This is a genomic window from Streptomyces sp. NPDC018964 (assembly GCF_044390325.1).
Classification (GTDB): domain Bacteria; phylum Actinomycetota; class Actinomycetes; order Streptomycetales; family Streptomycetaceae; genus Streptomyces.
Genome location: NZ_JBIRYZ010000024.1, coordinates 78,512 through 100,891 on the forward strand (window position 1 = coordinate 78,512; position 22,380 = coordinate 100,891).

A 22,380-nucleotide genomic window follows, 5' to 3' on the forward strand; every position below is an offset into this window, starting at 1 on the left:
GGACGCCGTCGTGCCCGTCCGCGCCGCCCCCGGGAACCTCTTCCAGGCCCCCTGCCCGGCAGGCGGAGGCACGCCGGCGAGGACGGCGGCGAACCGGTGGGCGCCGAGAAGGCCGGCCGGACGGCCGAGCCGGCCGGAGCACGGCCGGGGCGGCATCCTCACCGACCCCGCGGACGGTGCTCATGCGAGCGAGGTGGAGCGGGCGTAGCGTCGAGGCGGCATGCCCATGACGCGTTTGAAGGCGGTGTTGAAGGCGTGCTCGGATTCGTAGCCCAGGGAGCTCGCGATTCGGGCGATGGTGTCGTCACCGTGACGGAGTCTTTCGCCGGCGAGCATCATGCGCCAGCGGGTGAGGTAGGCGATGGGCGTCTCGCCGGCACGGGCACGGAAGCGTTCGGCGAAGGTGGAGCGGGACATGCCGGTGAGCGCGGCGAGTTCCCGCACGGTCCACGGGTGGGCCGGGTCGGCGTGCACCGCGGAGAGGGCCGCGCTCATCCGCGGATCCGCGAGGGCGGCGAACCAGCCGACGTCGTCGTGCGAGCGTGTGGACAGGTACAGGCGCAGGGCCTGGACCAGCATCATGTGGGCCAGGTGCTGTGCCATCAGGGCCGAGCCGGGCCGTGCCTCACGGAATTCCTCCATCATGAGGTCGATGGACCGGCGCAGCCTGGCACGGTCGCCGAGGGTCTCGACCAGCATGAGAGGCGGCAGGGTGCGCAGAAGCACCTCGGAGTGCGGGCCGTCGACCTCGAAGCGGCTGCCGACCAGATAGACGTCGCCGCCGCCGTTGTAAGTGACCACCTGGCCGCTGCGGTCGGGTTCGAGCACGTCGGACGCCCGCGCCGGTTCGATGTCCGGGTCGCTGCCTATGACGGCGTCGCGACCGGTGGGCAGCACGAAGCAGGCGCCCTCCTGGACCCGCACCGGTGTGCCGCCTTCGAGCGTCAGCCAGCAGGAGCCCTTGACGACGGCGTAGCACTTGATCCGGCCGGCCAGGTCGTCGAGTTCCAGCGCCCACGGGCCACCGGCGTCGAACCCGGCCGTGATGTAGCTGCGCGGCTTCAGGAGGGAGAGCACCTCGCTCAGCGGATCCATCAGGTCTCCGGACGATCGCGAACAAAACACGGGCTTTCAAGCATAGAACGTACGGCATCGCCCGTTTAGGTTCGGATCATGACAACGATCGGCTTCATCGGCAGTGGAAATATCGGTAGTGCGCTCGCGCGGTTGGCAGTCGGCGCCGGACATGACGTCGTCCTGAGCAACAGCCGCGGGCCGGAGACCTTGCGAGAGCTCGTCGCACGGCTGGGATCCCGGGCCCGCGCGGCGGCTCCGGCCGAGGCCGCCGCCGCGGGTGACGTCGTCGTGGTGGCCGTCCCGGTCCGGGCCTACCGGCAGGTGCCGGCCGAGCCGCTGCGCGGCAAGGTCGTCCTCGACACGCTCAACTACGACCCGGCTCGCCAGGGCAGCGTCCCGGAGATCGAAGCCGGTGACACCTTGCCCCACCTCCTGCTCCAGGCGCACCTGAGGGATTCGTCCGTCGTCAGGGCGTTCACCACCGTGTTCTTCAAGCACCTGGCGGACCTCGCACGCCCGGCCGGCGCACCCGACCGCAGCGCCGTGCCCATCGCCGGCGACGACGCCGCGGCCAAGACGGTGGTCGTCGACCTGATCGACTCGCTCGGCTACGACGCCTACGACGTGGGACCACTTGCCGAAAGCCGCCGCTTCGCGCCCGGCACCCCCGCGCAGCTCGCCTTCCTGGACCCGGACGGCATGTTCTCCGCCCCCGGCCGCCCGGCCACCTCAGCCGACCTCGCGGCCCTTCTCGACGAGGTGAGGTGACGATGAAGGCAGCGGTGGTCACCGCGTACGGCAAGGCACCGCAGTACCGGGAATGTGCCGAGCCGCAGCCGGCGAACGAGCACGAGATCCCGGTCGACGTGCTGGCCGCCGGCCTGCACCCCCGGGTCCGGATGCAGGCCGGCGGATCGCACTACACCAGCTCGCGCGAGACCTTGCCCCTTGTGCCCGGCATCGACGGCGTGGGGCGCGGCGGCGACGGCAGGCTCTGGTACTTCATGTCCCTCGCCGGCCGGTACGGCTCGATGGCCCAGCGCGCGGTGATCGACACCCGGCGCAGCGTCGTCCTGCCCGACGGCTCGGACCCGGTGTCGGTGGCCGCGACGCTGAACTGTGTGATCGCCTCCTGGCTGGCGCTCAAGCGGCGGATCACCTTCGAACGGGGGCAGAACGTCATGGTCGTCGGTGCCACTGGCGGCACCGGGCGCATGGCGGTGGAGGTGTGCCGACTGCTCGGGGCCGGCCAGGTGATCGCCGTGGGACGCGATCCCGAGCGCCTCGCCGCGATCCCCGGTGCCACCGCGACCGCCCTGACCGGCGCTCCGGAGACGATCGGCCGGCTCGGCTCCGAGGTCGACGTGGTGCTCGACTTCCTCTGGGGCGAACCGGCCGCCACGGCGATGGCCGCCCTGGTCGCCGGGCGCGCCGACCTCGGCCGCCCGCTTGCCTGGGTGAACCTCGGCGAGATGGCCGGCGCGCGGGCCGCACTGCCGGCCGGAGCGCTGCGATCGTCGAGGCTGCGGCTCATCGGCAGTGGCCAGGGATCGCTGAGCGGTGCCGAAATGGCGTCCGAGATCCCCGCCGTGGCCGCCGAGGCAGTCCGTGGCACCTTCGCCGTGGAGCCCGACCCCGTACCGCTGCGCGACGTCGAACGCGCATGGTCGCGCCCGGCCGACAGCGGTAAGCGCATCGTGTTCACACCGCTCTAGGCCCCCCGGCCCGCGTCGCTGCCGGCCTGTGGCGTCGTGGCGTCGCGCCGGGTGGCCTCGAGCGCCGGGGGCCGGCCCGCCCTCGCCGACGCGATGCCCTCCTCGACGAACCCGGTGTCGCCGGTGATCAGAAGCCCGGTCCGGGCCGAGACGCTCACCGACGTGATCACGGACATCGTCAAGCAGGGCATCCGCCTCACGGACGCTGCTGTCCGGCAGCCGCTGGAAGCCGTCCGGGGTGCGGTGGCCTGCCGTTCCACGGGCCGTCGGCCGTTCTTCCTTGCCGCCGGGCCCGGCAGGCCCCGCACGTGGTTTCGCATCCGCCACCGCGGATCCGCCTGACCGAACCGGCTCGCCATCCGCTCGAACACCGCTTCCGGCTCCACAGCCAGGCAACCGGCTTCGATCGTCCCCTCCATGCCGGGACAACCCCGTGCCGGGGCAACGGCAGTCGCCGGCTCAGGACACGAACCGCTGCTGGAGCACCAGCCGTACGGCGGCCACCCCGCCCCTCGGTACCGCACACGGCTGTTCGTCGCCGTTCCCGCGGGCGGTCGTGCCTGCCCCCGGTGCCTCGGCTAGGCGCCCGACCGGTGCGCCACGTACGCCAGCGTGCCCAGGAGCAGGCGGGCCTCCGGCGGGCGGGACGCCGAGTCCAGGGCGGGGGAGCGGAGCCAGCGCACCGGGCCCAGGTCGCCCCGGTCGGACGGCGGTGCCGTGATGTGCGTGCCGGGCCCGAGGCCGTGCAGGTCCAGGGCGGCCGGATCGTCCCAGCCCATGCGGTAGAGCAGCTCGGGCAGCGCGGCGGCGGCACCGGGGGCGACGAAGAAGTGGGCGCGGCCGTCCGGGGTGGCGGCGACCGGCCCGACCGGCAGACCCATGCGCTCCAGCCGGGCCAGGGCGTGCCGTCCGGCGGCCTCCGCGACCTCGATCACGTCGAACGCCCGCCCGACCGGCAGCATCAGCGAGGCCCCCGGGAACTCCGACCAGATCGCGGTCACCTCGTCCAGCGGGGCCCCGGCGCGGATCACCGGCGCGCGGTCCAGCGGATGCGCGCCCGGAGCCCGGCAGTCGGCGCGGCCGCAGGAGCAGGCGCCCGCGGCGGCCCGGACACCCGGCACCACCTCCCAGCCCCACAGCCCGGTGTATTCCGCCACGACGGTGCCGTCCGAGGAGCGGCTCCGGCGACGCGAACCGGACCGGATGTCGCGGATGCCCCGACTGATGCCGATCGTGAAGCCCATGCCCCCTCCAACGGGTCCGACATACCGGTGGTCACGCACCGAACGCGGTATGTGACTCCCTGTTTCCAGCTTCCCGGTGCCGCTCCACTCAACCGGCGCCCCGAAGCGCCCGGGGTGGTGAGTCAGGCAATGCGCGCCCCTCGATGCACCGCTGCACCCGCTTTTGGTTGTCCCGTGTCAAGTGAATCGCGAGATGGCAACGGTGAGTTCATTCGAAGGGGTGGCGAATGGTGGCGATTGCGGTTCCGCCATGGTGGGGCGAGTGATCATAGGGTTACTTTGTGTGCACGGCTTCTTGGGGCACATGCACTCGCGGGTATGCCGGAGGCAACGCGGCTTTCCGTTCGAAGGGTGACAATCATCGGACGGGCGGCCCCGACAACCGGCATTCTGATAGGGCTTGACGCACTCGGCGACAAGTGGTCTTCAGGGATGGGGGCGTTCCAGTGAGCGGCAACGACGGTGGCGGGACGAGCGCTGCGAGTGCGGAGAAACGCCCGAACGAGCTGCTCGCGTCGTGGTTCGTCCGCAGCGGCTGGTCCAAGGGCGAGCTCGCCCGCCAGGTCAACCGCCGGGCACGTCGGCTGGGCGCCAACCACATCTCCACCGACACCTCGCGCGTGCGCCGCTGGCTGGACGGCGAGAACCCGCGCGAGCCGATCCCCAGAATCCTGTCCGAATTGTTCTCCGAACGCTTCGGCGTCGTCGTCTCCGTCGAGGACCTGGGCCTGCGCACCACCCGCCCGGCACCCTCCGCGACCGGCGTCGACCTGCCCTGGACGGGCCCGCAGACCGTGGCCCTGCTCAGCGAGTTCTCGCGCAGCGACCTGATGCTGGCGCGGCGCGGCTTCCTCGGGAGCTCGCTGGCCCTCTCCGCGGGCCCGTCCCTCATCGAGCCCATGCAGCGCTGGCTCGTCCCCTCCCCGTCCGTCCCGCTGCCGCGGCCCGAGGCCGACCCGGTGTCCTCCTCCGCGCGCGCCCGCGGCCGGCTGTCCAAGCCGGAGCTGGACCTGCTGGAGACCACCACCGTGATGTTCCGGCAGTGGGACGCCCAGTGCGGCGGCGGCCTGCGCCGCAAGGCGGTCGTCGGACAGCTGCACGAGGTGACCGACCTCCTCCAGGAACCCCAGCCCGAGGCCACCACCCGGCGCCTGTTCAAGGTCGCCGCCGAACTCGCCGAGCTGGCCGGCTGGATGTCGTACGACGTCGGGCTCCAGCCCACCGCGCAGAAGTACTTCGTGCTCGCCCTGCACGCCGCCAAGGAGGCCGGTGACCGGCCGCTCGGCTCGTACGTGCTGTCCAGCATGAGCCGGCAGATGATCCACCTCGGCCGGCCCGAGGACGCCCTGGAGCTGATCCACCTCGCGCAGTACGGCAGCCGGGACTGCGCCAGCCCGCGCACCCAGTCGATGCTGTATGCGATGGAGGCCCGCGCCTACGCCAACATGGGCCAGCCCGGCCGCTGCAAGCGGGCGGTGCGGATGGCCGAGGACACCTTCGCCGAGGCCGACGAGTGGGACGAGCCCGACGCCGACTGGATCGGCTTCTTCTCCGAGGCCGAGCTGTACGCGGAGAACGCCCACTCCTTCCGCGACCTCGCCTACGTCGCCGGCCGCAGCCCCACCTACGCCTCGCTCGCCGAGCCGCTGATGCGGCGGGCCGTGGAGCTGTTCGGCAAGGAGGGCGGCGAGCACCAGCGCTCCTACGCCCTCAACCTGATCGGCATGGCCACCGTCCACCTGCTGCAGAGCGAGCCCGAGCAGAGCGCGGTTCTCGCCACCGACGCCATCAAGGCGGCCAAGAAGGTCCGTTCCGAGCGCGTCAACACTCGTATCCGAAAGACGGTCGACACCGCCGTGCGCGACTTCGGGGACCTCGCCGAAGTCGTCGAGCTCAGCGAGCGGCTCGCGATCGAGCTGCCCGAGACCGCGGACGCGGTCTGACACTCCCGAGGTACCGCTGGCCCCGGCCGCGGCAGGCCCTCCCGAACCGCCCGACTCGGCTCCCCCACGCCAGGTCATTCGGAGGCCGGCCGCGGCCGGTCGCGTGTCCGCCCGGCCACGACTCACCGCCGTACACCGAAGGTTGCGCCACGATAACGATCGGCGCGCCCCGGATCCGGCAGTTCACCGACCCGTAACACGCCAGGCGCCTTCGTCACGGCGGCGAAACAACGAGGGGCTCCCACCGAAACGGCGCTGCGCCAATCTCATGGCGCATAACCGGCCCACCCCTCAATCCGCTCAAGGCTTCGCCCGCACGGGGCCGTACCAACGACGAGGAGACGCCGATGGCACCAGCCATCACCCTGGCCGCAGACGCGCCCACGCTGTCCGCCGCCAACACAGGGTTCATGCTCATCTGTTCCGCCCTGGTGATGCTCATGACCCCGGGTCTCGCCTTCTTCTACGGAGGCATGGTCCGCGTCAAGAGCACCCTGAACATGCTGATGATGAGCTTCATCAGCCTCGGCATCGTCACCGTCCTGTGGGTGCTGTACGGCTTCTCCATGGCGTTCGGCGCCGACTCCGGCAGCGTCATCGGCTGGAACTCCGACTGGGTCGGACTGAGCGACATCGGCCTCACCGAACTCTGGGACGGCTACACCATCCCCGTCTTCGTCTTCCTGGTCTTCCAGCTGATGTTCGCCGTCCTCACCCCCGCGCTGATCAGCGGTGCCCTCGCGGACCGCGTGAAGTTCACCGCGTGGGCGCTGTTCATCGCCCTGTGGGCCACGATCGTCTACTTCCCGGTCGCGCACTGGGTCTGGGGCGCCGGCGGCTGGGCCTTCGAACTCGGCGTCATCGACTTCGCCGGCGGTACGGCGGTCCACATCAACGCCGGTGCCGCCGCGCTCGGTGTGATCCTGGTGATCGGCAAGCGCGTCGGCTTCAAGAAGGACCCGATGCGCCCGCACAGCCTCCCGCTGGTCATGCTCGGCGCGGGCCTGCTGTGGTTCGGCTGGTTCGGCTTCAACGCCGGCTCCTGGCTCGGCAACGACGACGGCGTCGGCGCGCTGATGTTCGTCAACACCCAGGTCGCCACCGGCGCCGCCGTCCTCGGCTGGCTCGCCTACGAGAAGATCCGCCACGGCGCCTTCACCACGCTGGGCGCCGCCTCCGGCGCGGTCTCCGGCCTGGTCGCCATCACCCCGGCCGGCGGCGCGGTCTCCCCGCTCGGCGCGATCGCCGTCGGCGTCATCGCCGGTGTGCTGTGCGCCATGGCCGTCGGCCTCAAGTACAAGTTCGGCTACGACGACTCCCTCGACGTCGTCGGCGTGCACCTCGTCGGCGGCATCCTCGGCTCCCTGCTCATCGGCTTCTTCGCCACCGGCAAGGGCCAGTCCGACGTCGCGGGCCTCTTCTACGGCGGAGGCCTGGACCAGTTCTGGAAGCAGTGCGCCGGCGTCTTCGGCGTCCTCGCCTACTCCCTGGTCGTCTCCGCGGTCCTGGCCTTCCTCCTGGACAAGACCATCGGTATGCGAGTCTCCGAGGACGACGAGGTGGCCGGCATCGACCAGGCCGAGCACGCCGAGACCGCATACGACTTCAGCGGCGCCGGCGGCGGCGCGGCCCGCACCGCCGTCACCGCCCCCGTCGCCCCGGCCGAGAGCAAGAAGGTGGACGCATGAAGCTCATCACCGCCGTCGTCAAGCCGCACCGGCTCGACGAGATCAAGGAGGCCCTGCAGGCCTTCGGAGTACACGGCCTGACCGTCACCGAGGCCAGCGGCTACGGCCGCCAGCGCGGCCACACCGAGGTCTACCGCGGCGCCGAGTACACCGTCGACCTGGTGCCCAAGATCCGCATCGAGGTGCTCGTCGAGGACGACGACGCCGAGCAGCTCATCGACGTCGTGGTCAAGGCGGCCCGCACCGGCAAGATCGGCGACGGCAAGGTCTGGTCGGTCCCGGTCGAGACGGCCGTACGGGTACGGACCGGCGAGCGCGGTCCGGACGCGCTCTGAGGCAGGCGAACGGAATAGGAGCCGCCGGGTGACGGGGACGGACATGGACAACGGGACAGCGGACTCGGGACCCAGCGGCTACGCGGCGGCCCGGCTGCACCTTCTCACCGAGGAGGCGCGGTCCGGGCCGCCGCGCCGTGCCGCCCTCGCGGACCTCACCGACGACTGGCTCGGCGGGCTGTTCGCCGCGGGCGCGCAGGGGGCGCGCGGGGTGTCCCTGGTCGCCGTGGGCGGCTACGGGCGCGCGGAACTGTCCCCGCGCAGCGACCTCGACCTCCTCCTGCTGCACGACGGCGGCGACCCCGAGGCGGTCGCCGCCCTCGCGGACCGCCTCTGGTACCCCGTCTGGGACCTGGGCCTCGCCCTCGACCACTCCGTCCGCACCCCGGCCGAGGCCCGCAAGACCGCGGGCGAGGACCTCAAAGTGCAGCTCGGACTCCTGGACGCCCGGCACGTCGCCGGCGACCTCGGCCTCACCACCGCCCTGCGCACGGCGGTCCTCGCCGACTGGCGCAACCAGGCGCCGAAACGCCTCCCCGCCCTGCGGGAGCTGTGCGAGGAACGCGCCGAACGCCAGGGCGAACTGCAGTACCTCCTGGAACCCGACCTCAAGGAGGCCCGCGGCGGACTGCGCGACGCCACCGCGCTGCGCGCCGTGGCCGCCTCCTGGCTCGCCGACGCCCCACGCGAGGGCCTCGCCGACGCCCGCCGCCGGCTCCTCGACGTACGGGACGCCCTGCACCTGACGACCGGGCGCGCCACCGACCGGCTCGCGCTCCAGGAACAGGACCAGGTCGCGGCCGAACTGGGCGTGCTCGACGCGGACGCGCTGCTGCGGCAGGTCTACGAGGCCGCGCGGGTCATCGCCTACGCCGGTGACGTCACCTGGCGCGAAGTCGGCCGCGTCCTGCGCTCCCGCGCGGTGCGGCCCCGACTGCGCGCCATGTGGAGCGGCGGGAAACCGGCACCCGAGCGTTCCCCGCTGGCCGAAGGGGTCGTGGAGCAGGACGGCGAGGTGGTGCTCGCCCGCGCGGCACGCCCCGAACGCGACCCCGTGCTTCCCCTGCGCGCCGCGGCCGCCGCCGCCCAGGCCGGGCTCCCGCTCTCCCTGCACGCCGCACGGCGCATGGCCACCGGCGCACGCCCCCTGACCACGCCCTGGCCCGCCGAGGCACGGGAACAGCTCGTGACCCTGCTGGGCTCCGGCCGCCCCACCGTCGAGGTCTGGGAGGCACTGGAGGCGGAGGGCCTGGTCAGCCTGCTGCTGCCGGACTGGGACCGGGTGCGCTGCCGCCCACAGCGCAACGCCGTGCACCTGTGGACCGTCGACCGGCACCTCATCGAGACCGCCGTGCGCGCCTCCGCGTTCACCCGCCGCGTCAGCCGCCCCGACCTGCTGCTGGTCGCCGCGCTGCTGCACGACATCGGCAAGGGCTGGCCCGGCGACCACTCGGTGGCCGGCGAGGTCATCGCCCGGGACGTGGCCGCCCGCATCGGCTTCGACGCCGACGACGTCACCGTGATCGCCACCCTCGTACGCCACCATCTGCTGCTCGTCGAGACCGCCACCCGGCGCGACCTGGAGGACCCCGCCACGGTGCGCGCGGTGGCGGAGGCCGTCGGCACCCAGGGCACCCTCGAACTGCTGCACGCCCTCACCGAGGCGGACGCCCTCGCCACCGGGCCGGCCGCCTGGTCGTCCTGGCGCGCCTCGCTCGTCACGAACCTGGTCGAACGGGTCTCCGCCGTGCTCTCCGGAGACGCCCCGGACGGGCCCGAGGAGGCCGCGCCCACCGCGGAACAGGAGCGCCTCGCGATCGAGGCCGTCGCCACGGGCGCGCCCGTGCTGTCCCTGCGGGCCCAGACCGAGCCGCCCGCCGAGCCCTCCGGCGACCCCGAACCGCTGGGCGTGGAACTGCGCATCGCCGTACCCGACCAGGCGGGCGTGCTGCCCGCCGTGGCCGGGGTGCTCGCCCTGCACCGGCTGACCGTGCGGACCGCGGAGCTGCGGGCGGTGGACCTCCCGGACGGCGTGGACGGCTCCGTGCTGCTGCTGGACTGGCGGGTCGCCGCCGAGTACGGCTCCCTGCCCCAGGCCGCCCGGCTCCGCGCGGACCTCGTACGCGCCCTCGACGGCAGCCTGGACATCGCCGCCCGCCTCGCCGAACGGGACGCCGCCTACCCGCGCCGCAGGGGCGTGATCGCCCCGCCGCCGCGCGTGACGGTCGCCCCGGCCGCCTCCCGGCACGCCACCGTGATGGAGGTCCGCGCGCAGGACGCGCCGGGGCTGCTGTTCCGGATCGGGCGGGCACTGGAGGACGCGGCGGTACGGGTGCGGAGCGCGCACGTGAGCACACTGGGGGCGAACGCGGTGGACGCCTTCTACGTCACCGGTTTCGACGGCACGTCGCTTCCCACCGAGGAGGCGGTGGCGGTGGCGCGGAAACTGGAGGAGACATTGAGGGCGTGACCTTGCGGTCGTTCCATGCGTTGATCGGGTGGTCCCCGCCGTCGCGGGGGTGGTCCGGAACGCGCCCTTGGCGCTGAGGTGCGCAATGCGTGGTCCCCGCTGAAGCGGGGTGTGCGTCCCCTCCACCGACGTCGGTGGAGGGGACGATTTGCTTGCCGGTCCGGATACCCTGGAGGGCAGCCCGTACCGACTCCGACCCTGAGGACCGACGCCGCCGTGTTCGATACTCTCTCCGACCGCCTCAGCGCGACCTTCAAAAATCTCCGCGGAAAAGGCCGGCTGAGCGAAGCGGACATCGACGCCACGGCGCGTGAGATCCGCATTGCCCTCCTTGAAGCGGACGTGGCCTTGCCCGTCGTCCGGGCCTTCATCAAGAACGTGAAGGAAAGGTCGCTCGGCGCCGAGGTCTCCAAGGCGCTGAACCCGGCGCAGCAGGTGCTCAAGATCGTCAATGACGAACTGGTCACCATTCTCGGCGGCGAGACCCGCCGCCTGCGCTTCGCCAAGCAGCCCCCCACCGTGATCATGCTGGCGGGTCTGCAGGGTGCCGGTAAGACCACCCTCGCGGGCAAGCTCGGCCGCTGGCTGAAGGAGCAGGGCCACTCGCCGGTGCTGGTCGCCGCCGACCTCCAGCGCCCCAACGCCGTCAACCAGCTCAGCGTCGTCGCCGAGCGCGCGGGCGTCGCCGTCTACGCGCCCGAGCCGGGCAACGGCGTGGGCGACCCGGTGAAGGTCGCCAAGGACTCGATCGACTTCGCGAAGACCAAGGTCCACGACATCGTGATCGTGGACACCGCCGGCCGCCTGGGCATCGACCAGGAGATGATGCAGCAGGCCGCGGACATCAGGGACGCCGTCAGCCCTGACGAGATCCTGTTCGTCGTCGACGCGATGATCGGTCAGGACGCGGTCAACACCGCCGAGGCGTTCCGCGACGGCGTCGGCTTCGACGGCGTGGTGCTGTCCAAGCTCGACGGTGACGCGCGCGGTGGTGCGGCGCTGTCGATCCGGCAGGTCACCGGCAAGCCGATCATGTTCGCCTCCAACGGCGAGAAGCTCGACGACTTCGACGCCTTCCACCCGGACCGGATGGCCTCCCGCATCCTCGACATGGGTGACCTGCTCACCCTGATCGAGCAGGCGGAGAAGACGTTCAGCCAGGAAGAGGCCGAGAAGATGGCCTCCAAGCTGGCGTCGAAGAAGGGCCAGGACTTCACCCTGGACGACTTCCTGGCCCAGATGGAGCAGGTCAGGAAAATGGGCTCCATCTCGAAGCTGCTCGGGATGCTGCCCGGCATGGGCCAGATCAAGGACCAGATCAACAACCTGGACGAGCGGGACGTCGACCGCACCGCCGCGATCATCAAGTCGATGACCCCGGCCGAGCGCCAGGAACCGACGATCATCAACGGCTCGCGCCGCGCTCGTATCGCCAAGGGTTCCGGTGTCGAGGTCAGCGCGGTGAAGAATCTGGTCGAGCGGTTCTTCGAGGCCCGCAAGATGATGTCCCGCATGGCCCAGGGCGGCGGCATGCCCGGGATGCCCGGGATGCCGGGCATGGGCGGCGGTCCGGGCCGGCAGAAGAAGAAGCAGAAGCAGGCCAAGGGCAAGCAGCGCTCCGGCAACCCGATGAAGCGCAAGCAGCAGGAGCAGGAAGAGGCCGCGCGCCGCGCCGCCGCCGCGGAGGGCGCGGGCGCCTTCGGTCTGCCGCAGCAGGGCGGCAAGGACTTCGAGCTGCCCGACGAGTTCAAGAAGTTCATGGGCTGAGAGCCCGTCGTGCGGCACCGGGGCGTCCCCCCATCGTGGGGGCGCCCCGGTGGCGTGTCTCAGGGAACGCGCGCGACGAGGTACCGGAACACGTTCGGCATCCACACGGTCCCGTCCTGCCGCCGGTACGGGTGCAGGGCCTCCGCCAGCTCCTTGTCGACCTGCGCCTGGTCCGTGGCCGTGACCGCCGGGTCGAACAGCCCGGTCGACTTCAGCCCCCGTACCGCGCTGTCCGCGTCGGCGTAGCCGAAGGGGCAGGCCACCCGCCCGGAGCCGTCCGGCCGCAGCCCCGCCCGCGCGGCGACCCGCTCCAGGTCGTCGCGGTCCGTGGGGCGCCAGCTGCCCGCGCCGCGCAGCGGCTCCGCCAGTTCGGTGGCCACCCGGAGCACGGACGCCGTGGCGCACCGCTCCGGCGGCCCCCAGCCGGCCAGCACCACGGCCGCTCCACGGCCGGCGAGCGGCACCGCCTCGGCGAGCAGGTCGTCCAGCCTCTCCGCGTCGCCCGCCAGGCAGCCGATCGGCTCGAAGGCGGTCACCACGGTGTACGTGTCCGTGCGCGCGGCCTGTGCGGGCGTGCCGTGCACGATCCGGGTGTCGTCACGCGCGCGTGCGTCCCGCTCGTCGGGCAGCAACCGCTCCCGCGCGAGGGTCAGCCGGTCGGCACAGGTGTCGACACCGGTGACCGTGGCGCCGCGCGAGGCCGCCATCAGCAGGGCCAGCCCGGAACCGCAGCCGAGGCCGAGCAGCCGTGTCGCGGGTCCCACGTCCAGTCGCTCGTAGACGGCCTCGTAGAGCGGTACGAGCATCCGCTCCTGGATCTCGGACCAGTCACGCGCGCGTGCGCGCGGGTCCACACGGGGGACGGTCCCCGTACGAGGCGGGTGCTGCCGCACGAGCGTAGGTGTCATAGGTAAGCGCCCCAATCAGCCGAGAGTTGCCGCAGTGCCCGATTCCCTGGCCCCCGTACAGTGCGCCCCGCACACCCCCCGTATGCCAGGAAACTCCGCCCTCGTCGTGTCGTCCAGTGGAATGCGGCGACGGTCGGCAGTCGGCTCGTGCCAGTGGCAAGAATTCACATTCCGGTAATCCCGGTCCGGCTGATCCGCCATGACGAAGGCACCCGTACGCCGATTCCGGCCAAGGTCGACGAAGCCCGGAGCGGCTTGTGGCGGGTCGGTGCGCGGAGGCGGGGGAGGACCCGGTAACGTCGCGCCCGTGGCATGTCCGCCGAGCCGGACGTCGCGTCGCCGCGAGAGCGACCGAAACGCCTCTTGCGCATCCGCGAGCCCCACACGCACCGGCGCGCCGAGACCGCTTACGCGCGGGGGCGTACGTCAGCCTACGCACCACCTTGAGGCGAGCTGCGAGGCTTCTCCGCAGATCAGCGCACCCGTACTCGTCAGGACGCATCAGCGGCAACTGACGGGTACGTGCAAATTATTTGGGATGCCCCGGAATCGGAACACAGGGACACCCAGGCTCGTTGTCGTTACGTGAGCACGACACAGACACCACCTGTTCTCGCCGCAGAACTGGCGCAGGCGTGGGCCGACATTCAGCGGTACCACCCCGAGCTGCCCGATCTTGCCGCGCCCGAGTCCCTGATCGGGGAGTCGTCGTCCGCGTGCGGTCACGAACTCTCCTTCGAACGACTGCTGCACGAGGCAGTCCACGGCGTCGCCGCCGCGCGCGGCGTACGCGACACATCCCGCGCCGGCCGATACCACAACCGCAGATTCCTCGCGATCGCCGAGGAACTGGGCCTGGACCACCCCGAGGAACCGCATCCCAGCAGCGGCTTCTCGCTGGTCACGCTCACCCCGGAGGCGAAGCGCCGCTACCGTCCGACGACGGAACGCCTCCAGCGCGCCCTGAAGGCCCACTCCGCGGCGACCGCGGGCGACACGGCCCGCAGCTTCCGCGGTCCGGCCGCCCGGCACGGCTCCTCCGGGGGCGGTGTCCGCGTCAAGGCCGTCTGCGACTGCGGCCGCAACGTCCGCGTCGTTCCCTCGGTCCTCGCCCAGGCCCCCATCGTCTGCGGCGGCTGCGGGAAACCCTTCCGGATCCCGGAAGTGGTGGCGGCGGCGAGCTGACCGTCTCCGGCATCTCGTGGGTGCCGGAGACACGGGGCGCCGTCGTGCGCGCCGCCCCTGCGGGCGATCGTGCCTTCCCCGGGGCCTCGAGGGCCCGGGGGCACCTCCAGGGTGCCGGCGTGCCCCCTCCGGGGCGTCGGGGTGTCTCCTTCAGGGGAGGCACCCCGCGAGCGCCGGGCCGTCGCGACCTCCTCCCGGTACGCGCCACCGCCGGGTGTCCCCGAAGCACGCTCACCCCCCGCCGAACGCGCCCCGCGGGGTGTGGCACAATGGCTAGCTGTACTCGACAGTCGCACAGGACCCCTCTCTCCTCCGGCTGACGCGTCCATCGGGCACTCGGGTACCGCAACCCCACGCGGCACATCCCGCCGTGCCCAACCACGTCAAATTCAGGAGAACCCACTCCCGTGGCAGTCAAGATCAAGCTGAAGCGTCTGGGCAAGATCCGTTCGCCTCACTACCGCATCGTCGTCGCCGACTCCCGTACCCGCCGTGACGGCCGGGCCATCGAGGAGATCGGCAAGTACCACCCGACGTACAACCCGTCGGTGATCGAGGTCGACGGCGAGCGCGTGGCGTACTGGCTCGGCGTCGGCGCCCAGCCGACCGAGCCCGTGCTCGCCATCCTGAAGAAGACCGGCGACTGGCAGAAGTTCAAGGGCGAGCCCGCCCCGGCTCCGCTGCTGCAGCAGGCCGAGAAGCCTGCTCGCCCGTCCTTCGAGGCGCTCGGTGGCGAGGACGAGGGCAAGGGTGAGGCCATCACCCAGAAGAAGAAGGCTGAGAAGAAGGACGAGGCCGCCGCCGAGTCCGCGTCGACCGAGGCCTGAGCATGCTCGAGGAGGCTCTCGAGCACCTCGTGAAGGGCATCGTCGACAACCCTGACGATGTGCAGGTCGCCTCGCGTGACCTGCGCCGTGGGCGGGTGCTCGAGGTCCGGGTCCACCCGGACGACCTCGGCAAGGTGATCGGCCGCAACGGCCGCACCGCACGCGCTCTGCGTACCGTCGTGGGCGCCATCGGCGGCCGCGGTGTCCGCGTCGACCTCGTCGACGTGGACCACGTCCGCTGACGCCGAACGCAGTACCGGCTCGGGCCGGGGAAGGCCACTGGGCCGTCCCCGGCCCGCAGTCGTACGAGCCGTGGGCGGCTCGCCGCAGTTCGACAGGAGATCAAGCACAGTGCAGCTGGTAGTCGCGCGCATCGGCCGCGCCCATGGCATCAAGGGCGAGGTCACCGTGGAGGTCCGCACCGACGAACCGGAGCTGAGGCTCGGGCCCGGCGCCGTCCTGACCACCGACCCCGCCTCCGCCGGGCCGCTCACCATCGAGACCGGCCGCGTCCACAGCGGCCGCCTCCTGCTGCGCTTCGAGGGCGTCCGCGACCGCAACGCCGCCGAGGCCCTGCGCAACACCCTCCTCATCGCCGACGTTGACCCGGACGAGCGGCCCGAGGACGAGGACGAGTACTACGACCACCAGCTGATCGACCTCGACGTCGTCACGAAGGACGGCGAGCAGGTCGGCCGGATCACCGAGATCTCGCACCTGCCCACCCAGGACCTCTTCGTGGTCGAGCGCCCCGACGGCACCGAGGTGTACGTGCCGTTCGTCGAGGAGATCGTCACCGAGATCGACCTGGAGGAGCAGCGCGCGGTCATCGACCCGCCGCCGGGCCTGATCGACGACCACGCGGCCCCCGACGAAGCCGCCGGTGGGCACAGTGCCTCGTCCCAGGACTCCGGAGACGAGGCGTGATGCGGCTCGACGTCGTCACGATCTTCCCGGAGTACCTCGAACCGCTGAACGTCTCCCTCGTGGGCAAGGCACGCGCACGCGGACAGCTGGACGTGCACGTGCACGACCTGCGCGACTGGACCTACGACCGGCACAACACCGTCGACGACACCCCGTACGGCGGTGGACCCGGCATGGTCATGAAGACCGAGCCGTGGGGCGACGCGCTCGACTCGGTCCTGGCGGACGGCTACGAGACCGGCTCCCGCGAGCCGGCCCTGATCGTCCCCACCCCCAGCGGCCGCCCCTTCACCCAGGAACTCGCCGTCCGGCTCTCCGAGCGCCCCTGGCTGGTCTTCACCCCGGCCCGCTACGAGGGCATCGACCGCCGCGTCATCGACGAGTACGCCACCCGGATGCCCGTGTACGAGGTGTCCATCGGCGACTACGTACTGGCCGGCGGCGAGGCCGCGGTCCTCGTCGTCACGGAGGCCGTCGCGCGGCTGCTCCCCGGCGTCCTCGGCAACGCCGAGTCGCACCGCGACGACTCCTTCGCGCCCGGGGCCATGGCGAGCCTCCTGGAGGGCCCCGTCCACACCAAGCCGCCGCGGTGGCGCGGGCGCGGCATCCCGGACGTGCTGCTCAGCGGCCACCACGGGAAGATCGCCCGCTGGCGGCGCGACGAGGCGCTGCGCCGGACCACCGCCAACCGGCCCGACCTCATCGAGCGCTGCGAACCCGGGGCGTTCGACAAGAAGGACCGCGAGACGCTGTCCGTCCTGGGCTGGGAACCGGATCCCGCCGGAGAGCCGTACGGCCGATTTTGGCGCAGGACCGGCGACGTGGAAGAATAGGCCGCTGCTGTGCGTCGTCCGGCGTGCGCCCCTGCCGCAGGGGGACACGACGCCCGTCCCGAACCGCACGGCATCGATCCCAGCCTCTAGTTGCCGTTGATGACCTGCGGCATCAGCGAAGAAAGCAGACGAAATGTCTCACCTGCTCGACTCCGTCGACTCCGCGTCGCTGCGCAGCGACGTCCCCGCCTTCCGTCCCGGCGACACCGTGAACGTCCACGTGCGCGTCATCGAGGGCAACCGCTCCCGTGTGCAGCAGTTCAAGGGCGTGGTCATCCGCCGCCAGGGCGCCGGCGTGCGCGAGACCTTCACGGTCCGCAAGGTCTCCTTCTCCGTCGGCGTCGAGCGCACCTTCCCGGTGCACACCCCGATCGTGGAGAAGATCGAGCTCGTCACCCGCGGTGACGTCCGTCGCGCCAAGCTGTACTACCTGCGCGAGCTGCGCGGCAAGGCGGCGAAGATCAAGGAGAAGCGCGACAGCTGAGCGCTTTACCGGCGTCATATCGCGGCCGGATAGCATCTGGCCCCGATGGACACCGAAGCACAGCCGACGGAGCGCGACCGCTCCCTCCCCCCGGCCGGACCCGAGAACACCTCGGGGACGGCGGGGCCGGAGGAGCGGTCGCGCTCCGCTTTGGTGTCGCGTTCGGTGTCGCGCCTCACGCGATGGCTGCCCGGCGGGCGGATTACCCTGACCCTGTTGCTCTGTCTGCTGTTCCTGCTGGCGCTGAACACGTTCGTGGCGCGACCGTTCCAGATCCCCAGCGGATCGATGGAACACGGATTGAGGGTCGGGGACCGCGTGCTCGTGAACAAGTTGGCATACCGTTTCGGCGCCGGGCCGCAGCGCGGCGACGTGATCGTGTTCGACGGCACCGGCTATTTCGGTGACGCCGACTACGTCAAACGGGTCGTCGGGACGGGCGGGGACCACGTGGTCTGCTGTGACGGGGAGGGGAGGCTCCGGGTGAACGGCCGGTCGGTCGACGAGTCGGGCTTCCTGTTCCCCGGCGACAGCCCCTCCACGGTCCCCTTCGACGTCGTCGTGCCCGACGGGCGCCTGTTCGTCCTCGGGGACCACCGCGGCGATTCGAGCGACTCCCGTGACCACCTCGGCTCGCCCGGCGGCGGCATGATCCCCGTCGGCAACGTGATCGGCCGCGCCGACGGGATCGTCTGGCCCTTCGGCCGCGCCACCCGGCTGCACCGGCCCGACGCCTACGCGCGGGTGCCCGCCCCGGCGACGAACGCGACGGAGGGCACCCATGGGTAACCGCGGCAAACCGCGCGGTGTCCCGGACAGTGCCGCGGAGAACCTGCTGCCCACCGGCTCCCGCCGCGCGTCCGGGCCGGCACCCGGACGCAGCCGGGCCGAACGGCGCAAGCTCCAGCGCAAGGTCAAGCGGCGCCGCAGGCGCAGCGCCGTCAAGGAGATCCCCCTCCTCGTGGGGGTCGCCGTCGTGATAGCGCTGGTGCTGAAGACGTTCCTCGTCCAGGCCTTCGTCATCCCGTCCGGCTCCATGGAGCAGACGATCCAGATCGGCGACCGGGTGCTGGTCGACAAGCTCACCCCGTGGTTCGGCTCCAAGCCGCAGCGCGGGGACGTGGTCGTGTTCAAGGACCCCGGCGGCTGGCTCCAGGACGAGGGGACCGCGCCGCAGAAGGACGACCCCGTCGGGATCAAGCAGATCAAGGACGGGCTCACCTTCATCGGACTGCTGCCGTCCGAGAACGAGAAGGACCTCATCAAGCGGGTCGTCGGCGTCGGTGGCGATCGCGTCCAGTGCTGCGACAAGCAGGGCCGGGTCACGGTCAACGGCGTTCCCCTCGACGAGGACTACCTGTATCCCGGCAACGCCCCGTCCACGACCCCGTTCGACGTCACCGTCCCCGAGGGGCGGCTGTGGGTGATGGGCGACCACCGCGCGAACTCCGCCGACTCCCGCTCCCACCAGGACACCGACTACGGTGGCACCGTCTCCGAGGACGAGGTGGTGGGCCGGGCCGTGGTCATCGCCTGGCCGCTCGGCCACTGGAGCACGCTGGAGGAGCCGACGGCCTACGCGTCCGTGTCGGACTCGGCGTCCGGGTCGACCGCTGCCGCCCCGCTGTCGCATAGGGTTGCCCCGGACGATCCCGATGGAATGGTCCAGCTCCCGAGCCCTGCGGAACTCCCGCTCGTTATGGGAGTGGTGGGCCTGCGCCGGGCATGGCGCGGGCGGCGGCAGAGAGTGAGGAGTTGGCGTGGGGGATGCGGCGGTTGGCGCACGGTCCGGGCGCGAGGGCGAGGAACACCGCGGGCGTCCCGTGGGAGCGACGGGTCCGGCGGCTGACGACTTCGTGACCTCCGGGAACGGCTCCCCGGCGGGTGGCGGCGACGGACCCGGGGACGATCAGCCCCCCACGGCGCGAGGCGGTTCGGGCGACGGCACCCCCCAGACGCAGCGGCCCCGCTCCTTCTGGAAGGAACTGCCGATCCTGATCGGCATCGCGCTGGTGCTGGCGCTGCTCATCAAGACGTTCCTGGTGCAGGCGTTCTCCATCCCCTCCGACTCGATGCAGAACACCCTCCAGCAGGGCGACCGGGTGCTCGTCGACAAGCTCACCCCCTGGTTCGGCTCCGAGCCCGAGCGCGGTGAGGTCGTCGTCTTCCACGACCCCGACAACTGGCTGGCCGGCGAGCCGACGCCCGACCCGAACCTCCTGCAGAAGGCCCTCAGCTGGATCGGCCTGATGCCGTCCGCGGAGGAGAAGGACCTGATCAAGCGGGTCATCGGGGTCGGCGGCGACACGATCGAGTGCAAGGGCACCGGCCCGCTGAAGGTCAACGGCACGGCGCTGGACGAGCCGTACGTGTACCCCGGCAACACCCCGTGCAGCCAGGACGAACAGGGCGGCCAGTTCAAGGTGAAGGTCCCCGAGGGCCGCATCTGGGTCATGGGCGACCACCGGCAGAACTCCCGGGACTCCCGCTACAACCAGGGCGACAAGAACCACGGCATGGTCCCCGTGGACGAGGTCGTCGGCCGCGCCGTCGTCATCGCCTGGCCGGTCAACCGCTGGACCAACCTGCCCGTCCCGGACACCTTCGACCAGCCCGGTCTGGCCGCGGGACCGTCGTCCGCCGCGGTCCTGACGGCCGCGCCCCAGACACTCGCGCTCGCGGGCGTGGTGCCGCTGGTGCTCTGGCGGCGCCGGCGGTACGGGGCCGGAGAGGGCCGCCGGGAGGGCTGACCCGGTCCGGTACCGCCGGGTAGGGTGCCGCCCATGAGTGGTCAGAGCACGACGCGTACGGTCCCTGGCACCAGGAGCCCGGGCAGCGGGGCCGGACAGCGTCTGTCCGGGCTGGCCGTGGCCCTGGGCATGGTGCTGTTCCTCGGCGGATTCGTCTGGGGAGCGGTGCTGTACCGGCCGTACACCGTGCCCACCCCGTCGATGGAGCCGACGATCGGCGCCGGTGACCGGGTGCTGGCCGAGCGCATCGACGGCGCCGACGTCCGCCGTGGTGACGTGGTCGTCTTCACGGACACGACGTGGTCGGACCTGCCCATGGTGAAGCGGGTGGTCGCCGTTGGCGGTGACACGGTCTCCTGCTGCCGGGACGGCAAGCTGGAGGTCAACGGCAAGGAGATCGACGAGCCGTACCTCGCCGGGGGCACGGCGGCCGAGTTCGGTGCCATTCCTGAGGTGACCGTGCCGGAGGGACGCCTGTTCCTGCTCGGTGACGAGCGCTCCGGGTCGCTGGACTCCACGGCCCATCTGACCGACGCCGCCGGCGGCACCGTTTCCCGTGACGCGGTCCAGGCCAGGGTCGACGCCGTGGTCTGGCCGATGAACGGCATGCTCGAGGCGCCCACCGGCTTCGAGCAGCTCGGTGCGCTCTCCTCGCCGGGGCCGTTCAGGACCGTCGTCGCGCTGGTGATCGCCGGTGCCGTGCTGATCCTCGGCGGGGCCGCGTACGGCCCCGTCGCCAAGCGGGCGGGCGCGTCCCGGACCCGCGCCGACGCGGGGACCGCCGGTGTCCGCTGAGCCCGTCCCGGCGTCCGAGGACTCCTGCACGGGCGGACCGCGCAGGGTCGCCCGGGTCGTCCTGCTCGACCCGCGGGACCGCATCCTGCTGCTGCACGGCCATGAACTGGACGATCCGGCCGACGACTGGTGGTTCACGCCCGGCGGTGGCGTGGAGGGCGACGAGACCCGTGAACAGGCCGCCCTGCGGGAACTCGCCGAGGAGACCGGCATCACCGAGGTCGAGCTCGGCCCGGTGCTGTGGCGGCGGAGGTGCTCCTTCCCGTTCGCCGGCCGCCGCTGGGACCAGGACGAGTGGTACTACCTCGCCCGCACCACCCGGACCGAGGTCGCGGCCACGGCGCTGACCGAGCTGGAGCGGCGCAGTGTCACCGGAGCACGCTGGTGGACGTGCCCGGAACTCGCCCGGGCGCATGAGACGGTGTATCCGACCAGACTCGCCGAGCTGCTGCGCACGCTGCTCGACGAAGGCCCCCCGGCCGGGCCCGTGACCCTGGACACCGAAATCGTCCAGTGACTCCCGGGGCTGGCGCACAATGGTGGGATCGCACGGCTGAAGGGGAACATGCCATGAGCGCCGAGGACCTCGAGAAGTACGAGACCGAGATGGAGCTCAAGCTCTACCGGGAGTACCGCGATGTCGTCGGTCTGTTCAAATACGTGATCGAGACCGAGCGGCGTTTCTATCTCACCAACGACTACGAGATGCAGGTGCACTCGGTTCAGGGCGAGGTCTTCTTCGAGGTGTCGATGGCGGACGCCTGGGTCTGGGACATGTACCGGCCGGCCCGGTTCGTGAAGCAGGTGCGCGTCCTGACGTTCAAGGACGTGAACATCGAGGAGCTCAACAAGAGCGATCTGGAGCTGCCGGGCGGGTGACCGGCGCACTCGTGCGGGTGACGGGGTTGTCCACAGTCGCCGAGTTCTGCACCAAGATCCACTCCGTCGGACGGGATGCGTGACCGTTGGCGCCGGAGGTGGTGCCGACATGAACGCACAGAACACACAGAGTGCGCGGAACGCACAGAACGTGCAGGGCGCGCAGAACGCGCAGAACGCGCAGAACGCACATCGGGCGCGCAGTGCACTCGGCAGGTACGGCGAGACACTGGCCGCGCGGCGGCTCACCCAGTGCGGGATGACGGTCCTGCAGCGCAACTGGCGCTGCGGCAGGACCGGTGAGATCGACATCGTGGCCCGGGACGGGGACGCCCTGGTCGTCTGCGAGGTGAAGACCCGCAGGGCGGGATCCTTCCAGCACCCCATGGAGGCGGTCACGCCCGCCAAGGCCGACCGCCTGCGGGACCTCGCCGAACGCTGGCTCCGGGAGCACGGGGGAGCGCCGCCCGGCGGGGTCCGCATCGACCTGGTCGGCGTGCTGCTGCCGGCCCGCGGCGCACCCGTGGTCGAGCACGTCCGGGGGGTGGCCTGA

Annotated in this window: 24 protein-coding genes; 20 read left to right on the forward strand and 4 right to left on the reverse strand. The window is 71.7% G+C overall.

What is annotated here, in order from left to right; genetic code table 11:
• Positions 1–180: 180 nt before the first annotated feature.
• Positions 181–1,095 (reverse strand): AraC family transcriptional regulator, encoded by a 915-nt coding sequence (locus ACH5AO_RS30060; RefSeq protein ID WP_398930084.1) that lies wholly within the window; start codon positions 1,093–1,095, stop codon positions 181–183.
• Between the two features lie 78 nt (positions 1,096–1,173).
• Here ACH5AO_RS30060 and ACH5AO_RS30065 point away from each other — a divergent pair, with 78 nt between their 5' ends.
• Positions 1,174–1,845, forward strand: coding sequence for an NADPH-dependent F420 reductase (locus ACH5AO_RS30065; RefSeq protein ID WP_398930086.1), 672 nt, complete (start codon positions 1,174–1,176; stop codon positions 1,843–1,845).
• A 2-nt stretch (positions 1,846–1,847) separates the two neighbouring features.
• Positions 1,848–2,792, forward strand: coding sequence for a zinc-binding alcohol dehydrogenase family protein (locus ACH5AO_RS30070; protein WP_398930088.1), 945 nt, complete (start codon positions 1,848–1,850; stop codon positions 2,790–2,792).
• On the opposite strand, the gene ACH5AO_RS30075 is transcribed toward ACH5AO_RS30070, so the two are convergent.
• Both ACH5AO_RS30075 and ACH5AO_RS30080 read right to left on the reverse strand, forming a co-directional pair.
• Positions 2,789–2,968 (reverse strand): hypothetical protein, encoded by a 180-nt coding sequence (locus tag ACH5AO_RS30075; RefSeq protein ID WP_398930090.1) that lies wholly within the window; start codon positions 2,966–2,968, stop codon positions 2,789–2,791. The two genes, ACH5AO_RS30070 and ACH5AO_RS30075, sit on opposite strands and share 4 nt — an antisense overlap.
• 402 nt (positions 2,969–3,370) lie before the next feature.
• Complete coding sequence (locus tag ACH5AO_RS30080; protein ID WP_398211880.1) at positions 3,371–4,036, reverse strand: bifunctional DNA primase/polymerase; 666 nt, start codon at positions 4,034–4,036, stop codon at positions 3,371–3,373.
• A gap of 446 nt (positions 4,037–4,482) precedes the next feature.
• On the opposite strand from ACH5AO_RS30080, the gene ACH5AO_RS30085 reads away from it, so the two are divergent.
• The 5 genes from ACH5AO_RS30085 (at position 4,483) to ffh (ending at position 12,239) form a co-directional block, all read left to right on the forward strand.
• On the forward strand, positions 4,483–5,979 hold the full coding sequence (locus ACH5AO_RS30085) for a hypothetical protein (protein WP_398930092.1): 1,497 nt from the start codon (positions 4,483–4,485) through the stop codon (positions 5,977–5,979).
• A 347-nt stretch (positions 5,980–6,326) separates the two neighbouring features.
• On the forward strand, positions 6,327–7,667 hold the full coding sequence (locus ACH5AO_RS30090) for an ammonium transporter (RefSeq protein ID WP_398930094.1): 1,341 nt from the start codon (positions 6,327–6,329) through the stop codon (positions 7,665–7,667).
• Positions 7,664–8,002: a P-II family nitrogen regulator gene (locus ACH5AO_RS30095; protein ID WP_004924863.1), complete on the forward strand. Its 339-nt coding sequence runs from the start codon at positions 7,664–7,666 to the stop codon at positions 8,000–8,002. Before ACH5AO_RS30090 ends, ACH5AO_RS30095 begins: the two co-directional genes overlap by 4 nt.
• Positions 8,003–8,045: 43 nt before the next feature.
• Complete coding sequence (locus tag ACH5AO_RS30100) at positions 8,046–10,472, forward strand: [protein-PII] uridylyltransferase (protein ID WP_398930096.1); 2,427 nt, start codon at positions 8,046–8,048, stop codon at positions 10,470–10,472.
• Between the two features lie 216 nt (positions 10,473–10,688).
• Positions 10,689–12,239 (forward strand): signal recognition particle protein, encoded by a 1,551-nt coding sequence (ffh, locus tag ACH5AO_RS30105; protein WP_398930098.1) that lies wholly within the window; start codon positions 10,689–10,691, stop codon positions 12,237–12,239.
• A gap of 59 nt (positions 12,240–12,298) precedes the next feature.
• On the opposite strand, the gene ACH5AO_RS30110 is transcribed toward ffh, so the two are convergent.
• Positions 12,299–13,147 (reverse strand): methyltransferase domain-containing protein, encoded by an 849-nt coding sequence (locus ACH5AO_RS30110; RefSeq protein ID WP_398930100.1) that lies wholly within the window; start codon positions 13,145–13,147, stop codon positions 12,299–12,301.
• A 585-nt stretch (positions 13,148–13,732) separates the two neighbouring features.
• Here ACH5AO_RS30110 and ACH5AO_RS30115 point away from each other — a divergent pair.
• The 13 genes from ACH5AO_RS30115 to ACH5AO_RS30175 all read left to right on the forward strand — a co-directional run bounded on the left by ACH5AO_RS30115 (position 13,733) and on the right by ACH5AO_RS30175 (position 22,380).
• Positions 13,733–14,332 carry a hypothetical protein gene (locus tag ACH5AO_RS30115; protein ID WP_030866134.1) on the forward strand — a complete coding sequence of 200 codons (600 nt, stop codon included), beginning with the start codon at positions 13,733–13,735 and terminating at the stop codon, positions 14,330–14,332.
• Positions 14,333–14,739: 407 nt separating this feature from the next.
• A complete protein-coding gene (gene rpsP / locus ACH5AO_RS30120) occupies positions 14,740–15,159 on the forward strand; it encodes a 30S ribosomal protein S16 (RefSeq protein WP_217128865.1) in 420 nt (139 codons plus the stop codon).
• 2 nt (positions 15,160–15,161) lie between these two features.
• Positions 15,162–15,401 (forward strand): RNA-binding protein, encoded by a 240-nt coding sequence (locus ACH5AO_RS30125; RefSeq protein WP_005479813.1) that lies wholly within the window; start codon positions 15,162–15,164, stop codon positions 15,399–15,401.
• Between the two features lie 109 nt (positions 15,402–15,510).
• A complete protein-coding gene (rimM, locus tag ACH5AO_RS30130; protein WP_398930102.1) occupies positions 15,511–16,086 on the forward strand; it encodes a ribosome maturation factor RimM in 576 nt (191 codons plus the stop codon).
• Entirely contained in the window at positions 16,086–16,919 is an 834-nt protein-coding gene (trmD, locus tag ACH5AO_RS30135; RefSeq protein WP_398930176.1) for a tRNA (guanosine(37)-N1)-methyltransferase TrmD, read from the forward strand. Before rimM ends, trmD begins: the two co-directional genes overlap by 1 nt.
• Positions 16,920–17,052: 133 nt before the next feature.
• On the forward strand, positions 17,053–17,403 hold the full coding sequence (rplS, locus tag ACH5AO_RS30140) for a 50S ribosomal protein L19 (protein WP_030866123.1): 351 nt from the start codon (positions 17,053–17,055) through the stop codon (positions 17,401–17,403).
• A gap of 45 nt (positions 17,404–17,448) precedes the next feature.
• Entirely contained in the window at positions 17,449–18,192 is a 744-nt protein-coding gene (gene lepB / locus ACH5AO_RS30145) for a signal peptidase I (protein WP_398930104.1), read from the forward strand.
• Complete coding sequence (gene lepB, locus ACH5AO_RS30150) at positions 18,185–19,252, forward strand: signal peptidase I (protein WP_398930106.1); 1,068 nt, start codon at positions 18,185–18,187, stop codon at positions 19,250–19,252. Before lepB (ACH5AO_RS30145) ends, lepB (ACH5AO_RS30150) begins: the two co-directional genes overlap by 8 nt.
• Complete coding sequence (gene lepB, locus ACH5AO_RS30155) at positions 19,164–20,153, forward strand: signal peptidase I (RefSeq protein ID WP_398930108.1); 990 nt, start codon at positions 19,164–19,166, stop codon at positions 20,151–20,153. Before lepB (ACH5AO_RS30150) ends, lepB (ACH5AO_RS30155) begins: the two co-directional genes overlap by 89 nt.
• Positions 20,154–20,186: 33 nt before the next feature.
• Positions 20,187–20,948, forward strand: coding sequence for a signal peptidase I (lepB, locus tag ACH5AO_RS30160; protein ID WP_398930110.1), 762 nt, complete (start codon positions 20,187–20,189; stop codon positions 20,946–20,948).
• A complete protein-coding gene (locus ACH5AO_RS30165) occupies positions 20,938–21,465 on the forward strand; it encodes an NUDIX hydrolase (RefSeq protein ID WP_398930112.1) in 528 nt (175 codons plus the stop codon). The genes lepB (ACH5AO_RS30160) and ACH5AO_RS30165 overlap by 11 nt, the downstream gene beginning before the upstream one ends.
• Positions 21,466–21,518: 53 nt before the next feature.
• Entirely contained in the window at positions 21,519–21,827 is a 309-nt protein-coding gene (locus ACH5AO_RS30170) for a DUF2469 domain-containing protein (RefSeq protein WP_003965949.1), read from the forward strand.
• A 79-nt stretch (positions 21,828–21,906) separates the two neighbouring features.
• Positions 21,907–22,380: a YraN family protein gene (locus tag ACH5AO_RS30175; RefSeq protein WP_398930114.1), complete on the forward strand. Its 474-nt coding sequence runs from the start codon at positions 21,907–21,909 to the stop codon at positions 22,378–22,380.

What these genes read in the sequence shown, in the direction of transcription:
- lepB (WP_398930104.1), top strand. Translation starts at nt 17,449, where the DNA reads ATGGACACCGAAGCACAGCCGACGGAGCGCGACCGCTCCCTCCCCCCG.
- rplS (WP_030866123.1), top strand. Translation starts at nt 17,053, where the DNA reads ATGTCTCACCTGCTCGACTCCGTCGACTCCGCGTCGCTGCGCAGCGAC.
- ACH5AO_RS30075 (WP_398930090.1), bottom strand. Translation starts at nt 2,968, where the DNA reads ATGTCCGTGATCACGTCGGTGAGCGTCTCGGCCCGGACCGGGCTTCTG.
- ACH5AO_RS30090 (WP_398930094.1), top strand. Translation starts at nt 6,327, where the DNA reads ATGGCACCAGCCATCACCCTGGCCGCAGACGCGCCCACGCTGTCCGCC.
- trmD (WP_398930176.1), top strand. Translation starts at nt 16,086, where the DNA reads ATGCGGCTCGACGTCGTCACGATCTTCCCGGAGTACCTCGAACCGCTG.
- ACH5AO_RS30110 (WP_398930100.1), bottom strand. Translation starts at nt 13,147, where the DNA reads ATGACACCTACGCTCGTGCGGCAGCACCCGCCTCGTACGGGGACCGTC.
- ACH5AO_RS30095 (WP_004924863.1), top strand. Translation starts at nt 7,664, where the DNA reads ATGAAGCTCATCACCGCCGTCGTCAAGCCGCACCGGCTCGACGAGATC.
- ACH5AO_RS30060 (WP_398930084.1), bottom strand. Translation starts at nt 1,095, where the DNA reads ATGGATCCGCTGAGCGAGGTGCTCTCCCTCCTGAAGCCGCGCAGCTAC.
- ACH5AO_RS30100 (WP_398930096.1), top strand. Translation starts at nt 8,046, where the DNA reads ATGGACAACGGGACAGCGGACTCGGGACCCAGCGGCTACGCGGCGGCC.
- ACH5AO_RS30080 (WP_398211880.1), bottom strand. Translation starts at nt 4,036, where the DNA reads ATGGGCTTCACGATCGGCATCAGTCGGGGCATCCGCGACATCCGGTCC.
- ACH5AO_RS30170 (WP_003965949.1), top strand. Translation starts at nt 21,519, where the DNA reads ATGAGCGCCGAGGACCTCGAGAAGTACGAGACCGAGATGGAGCTCAAG.
- lepB (WP_398930106.1), top strand. Translation starts at nt 18,185, where the DNA reads ATGGGTAACCGCGGCAAACCGCGCGGTGTCCCGGACAGTGCCGCGGAG.
- lepB (WP_398930110.1), top strand. Translation starts at nt 20,187, where the DNA reads ATGAGTGGTCAGAGCACGACGCGTACGGTCCCTGGCACCAGGAGCCCG.
- ACH5AO_RS30065 (WP_398930086.1), top strand. Translation starts at nt 1,174, where the DNA reads ATGACAACGATCGGCTTCATCGGCAGTGGAAATATCGGTAGTGCGCTC.
- ACH5AO_RS30070 (WP_398930088.1), top strand. Translation starts at nt 1,848, where the DNA reads ATGAAGGCAGCGGTGGTCACCGCGTACGGCAAGGCACCGCAGTACCGG.
- ACH5AO_RS30125 (WP_005479813.1), top strand. Translation starts at nt 15,162, where the DNA reads ATGCTCGAGGAGGCTCTCGAGCACCTCGTGAAGGGCATCGTCGACAAC.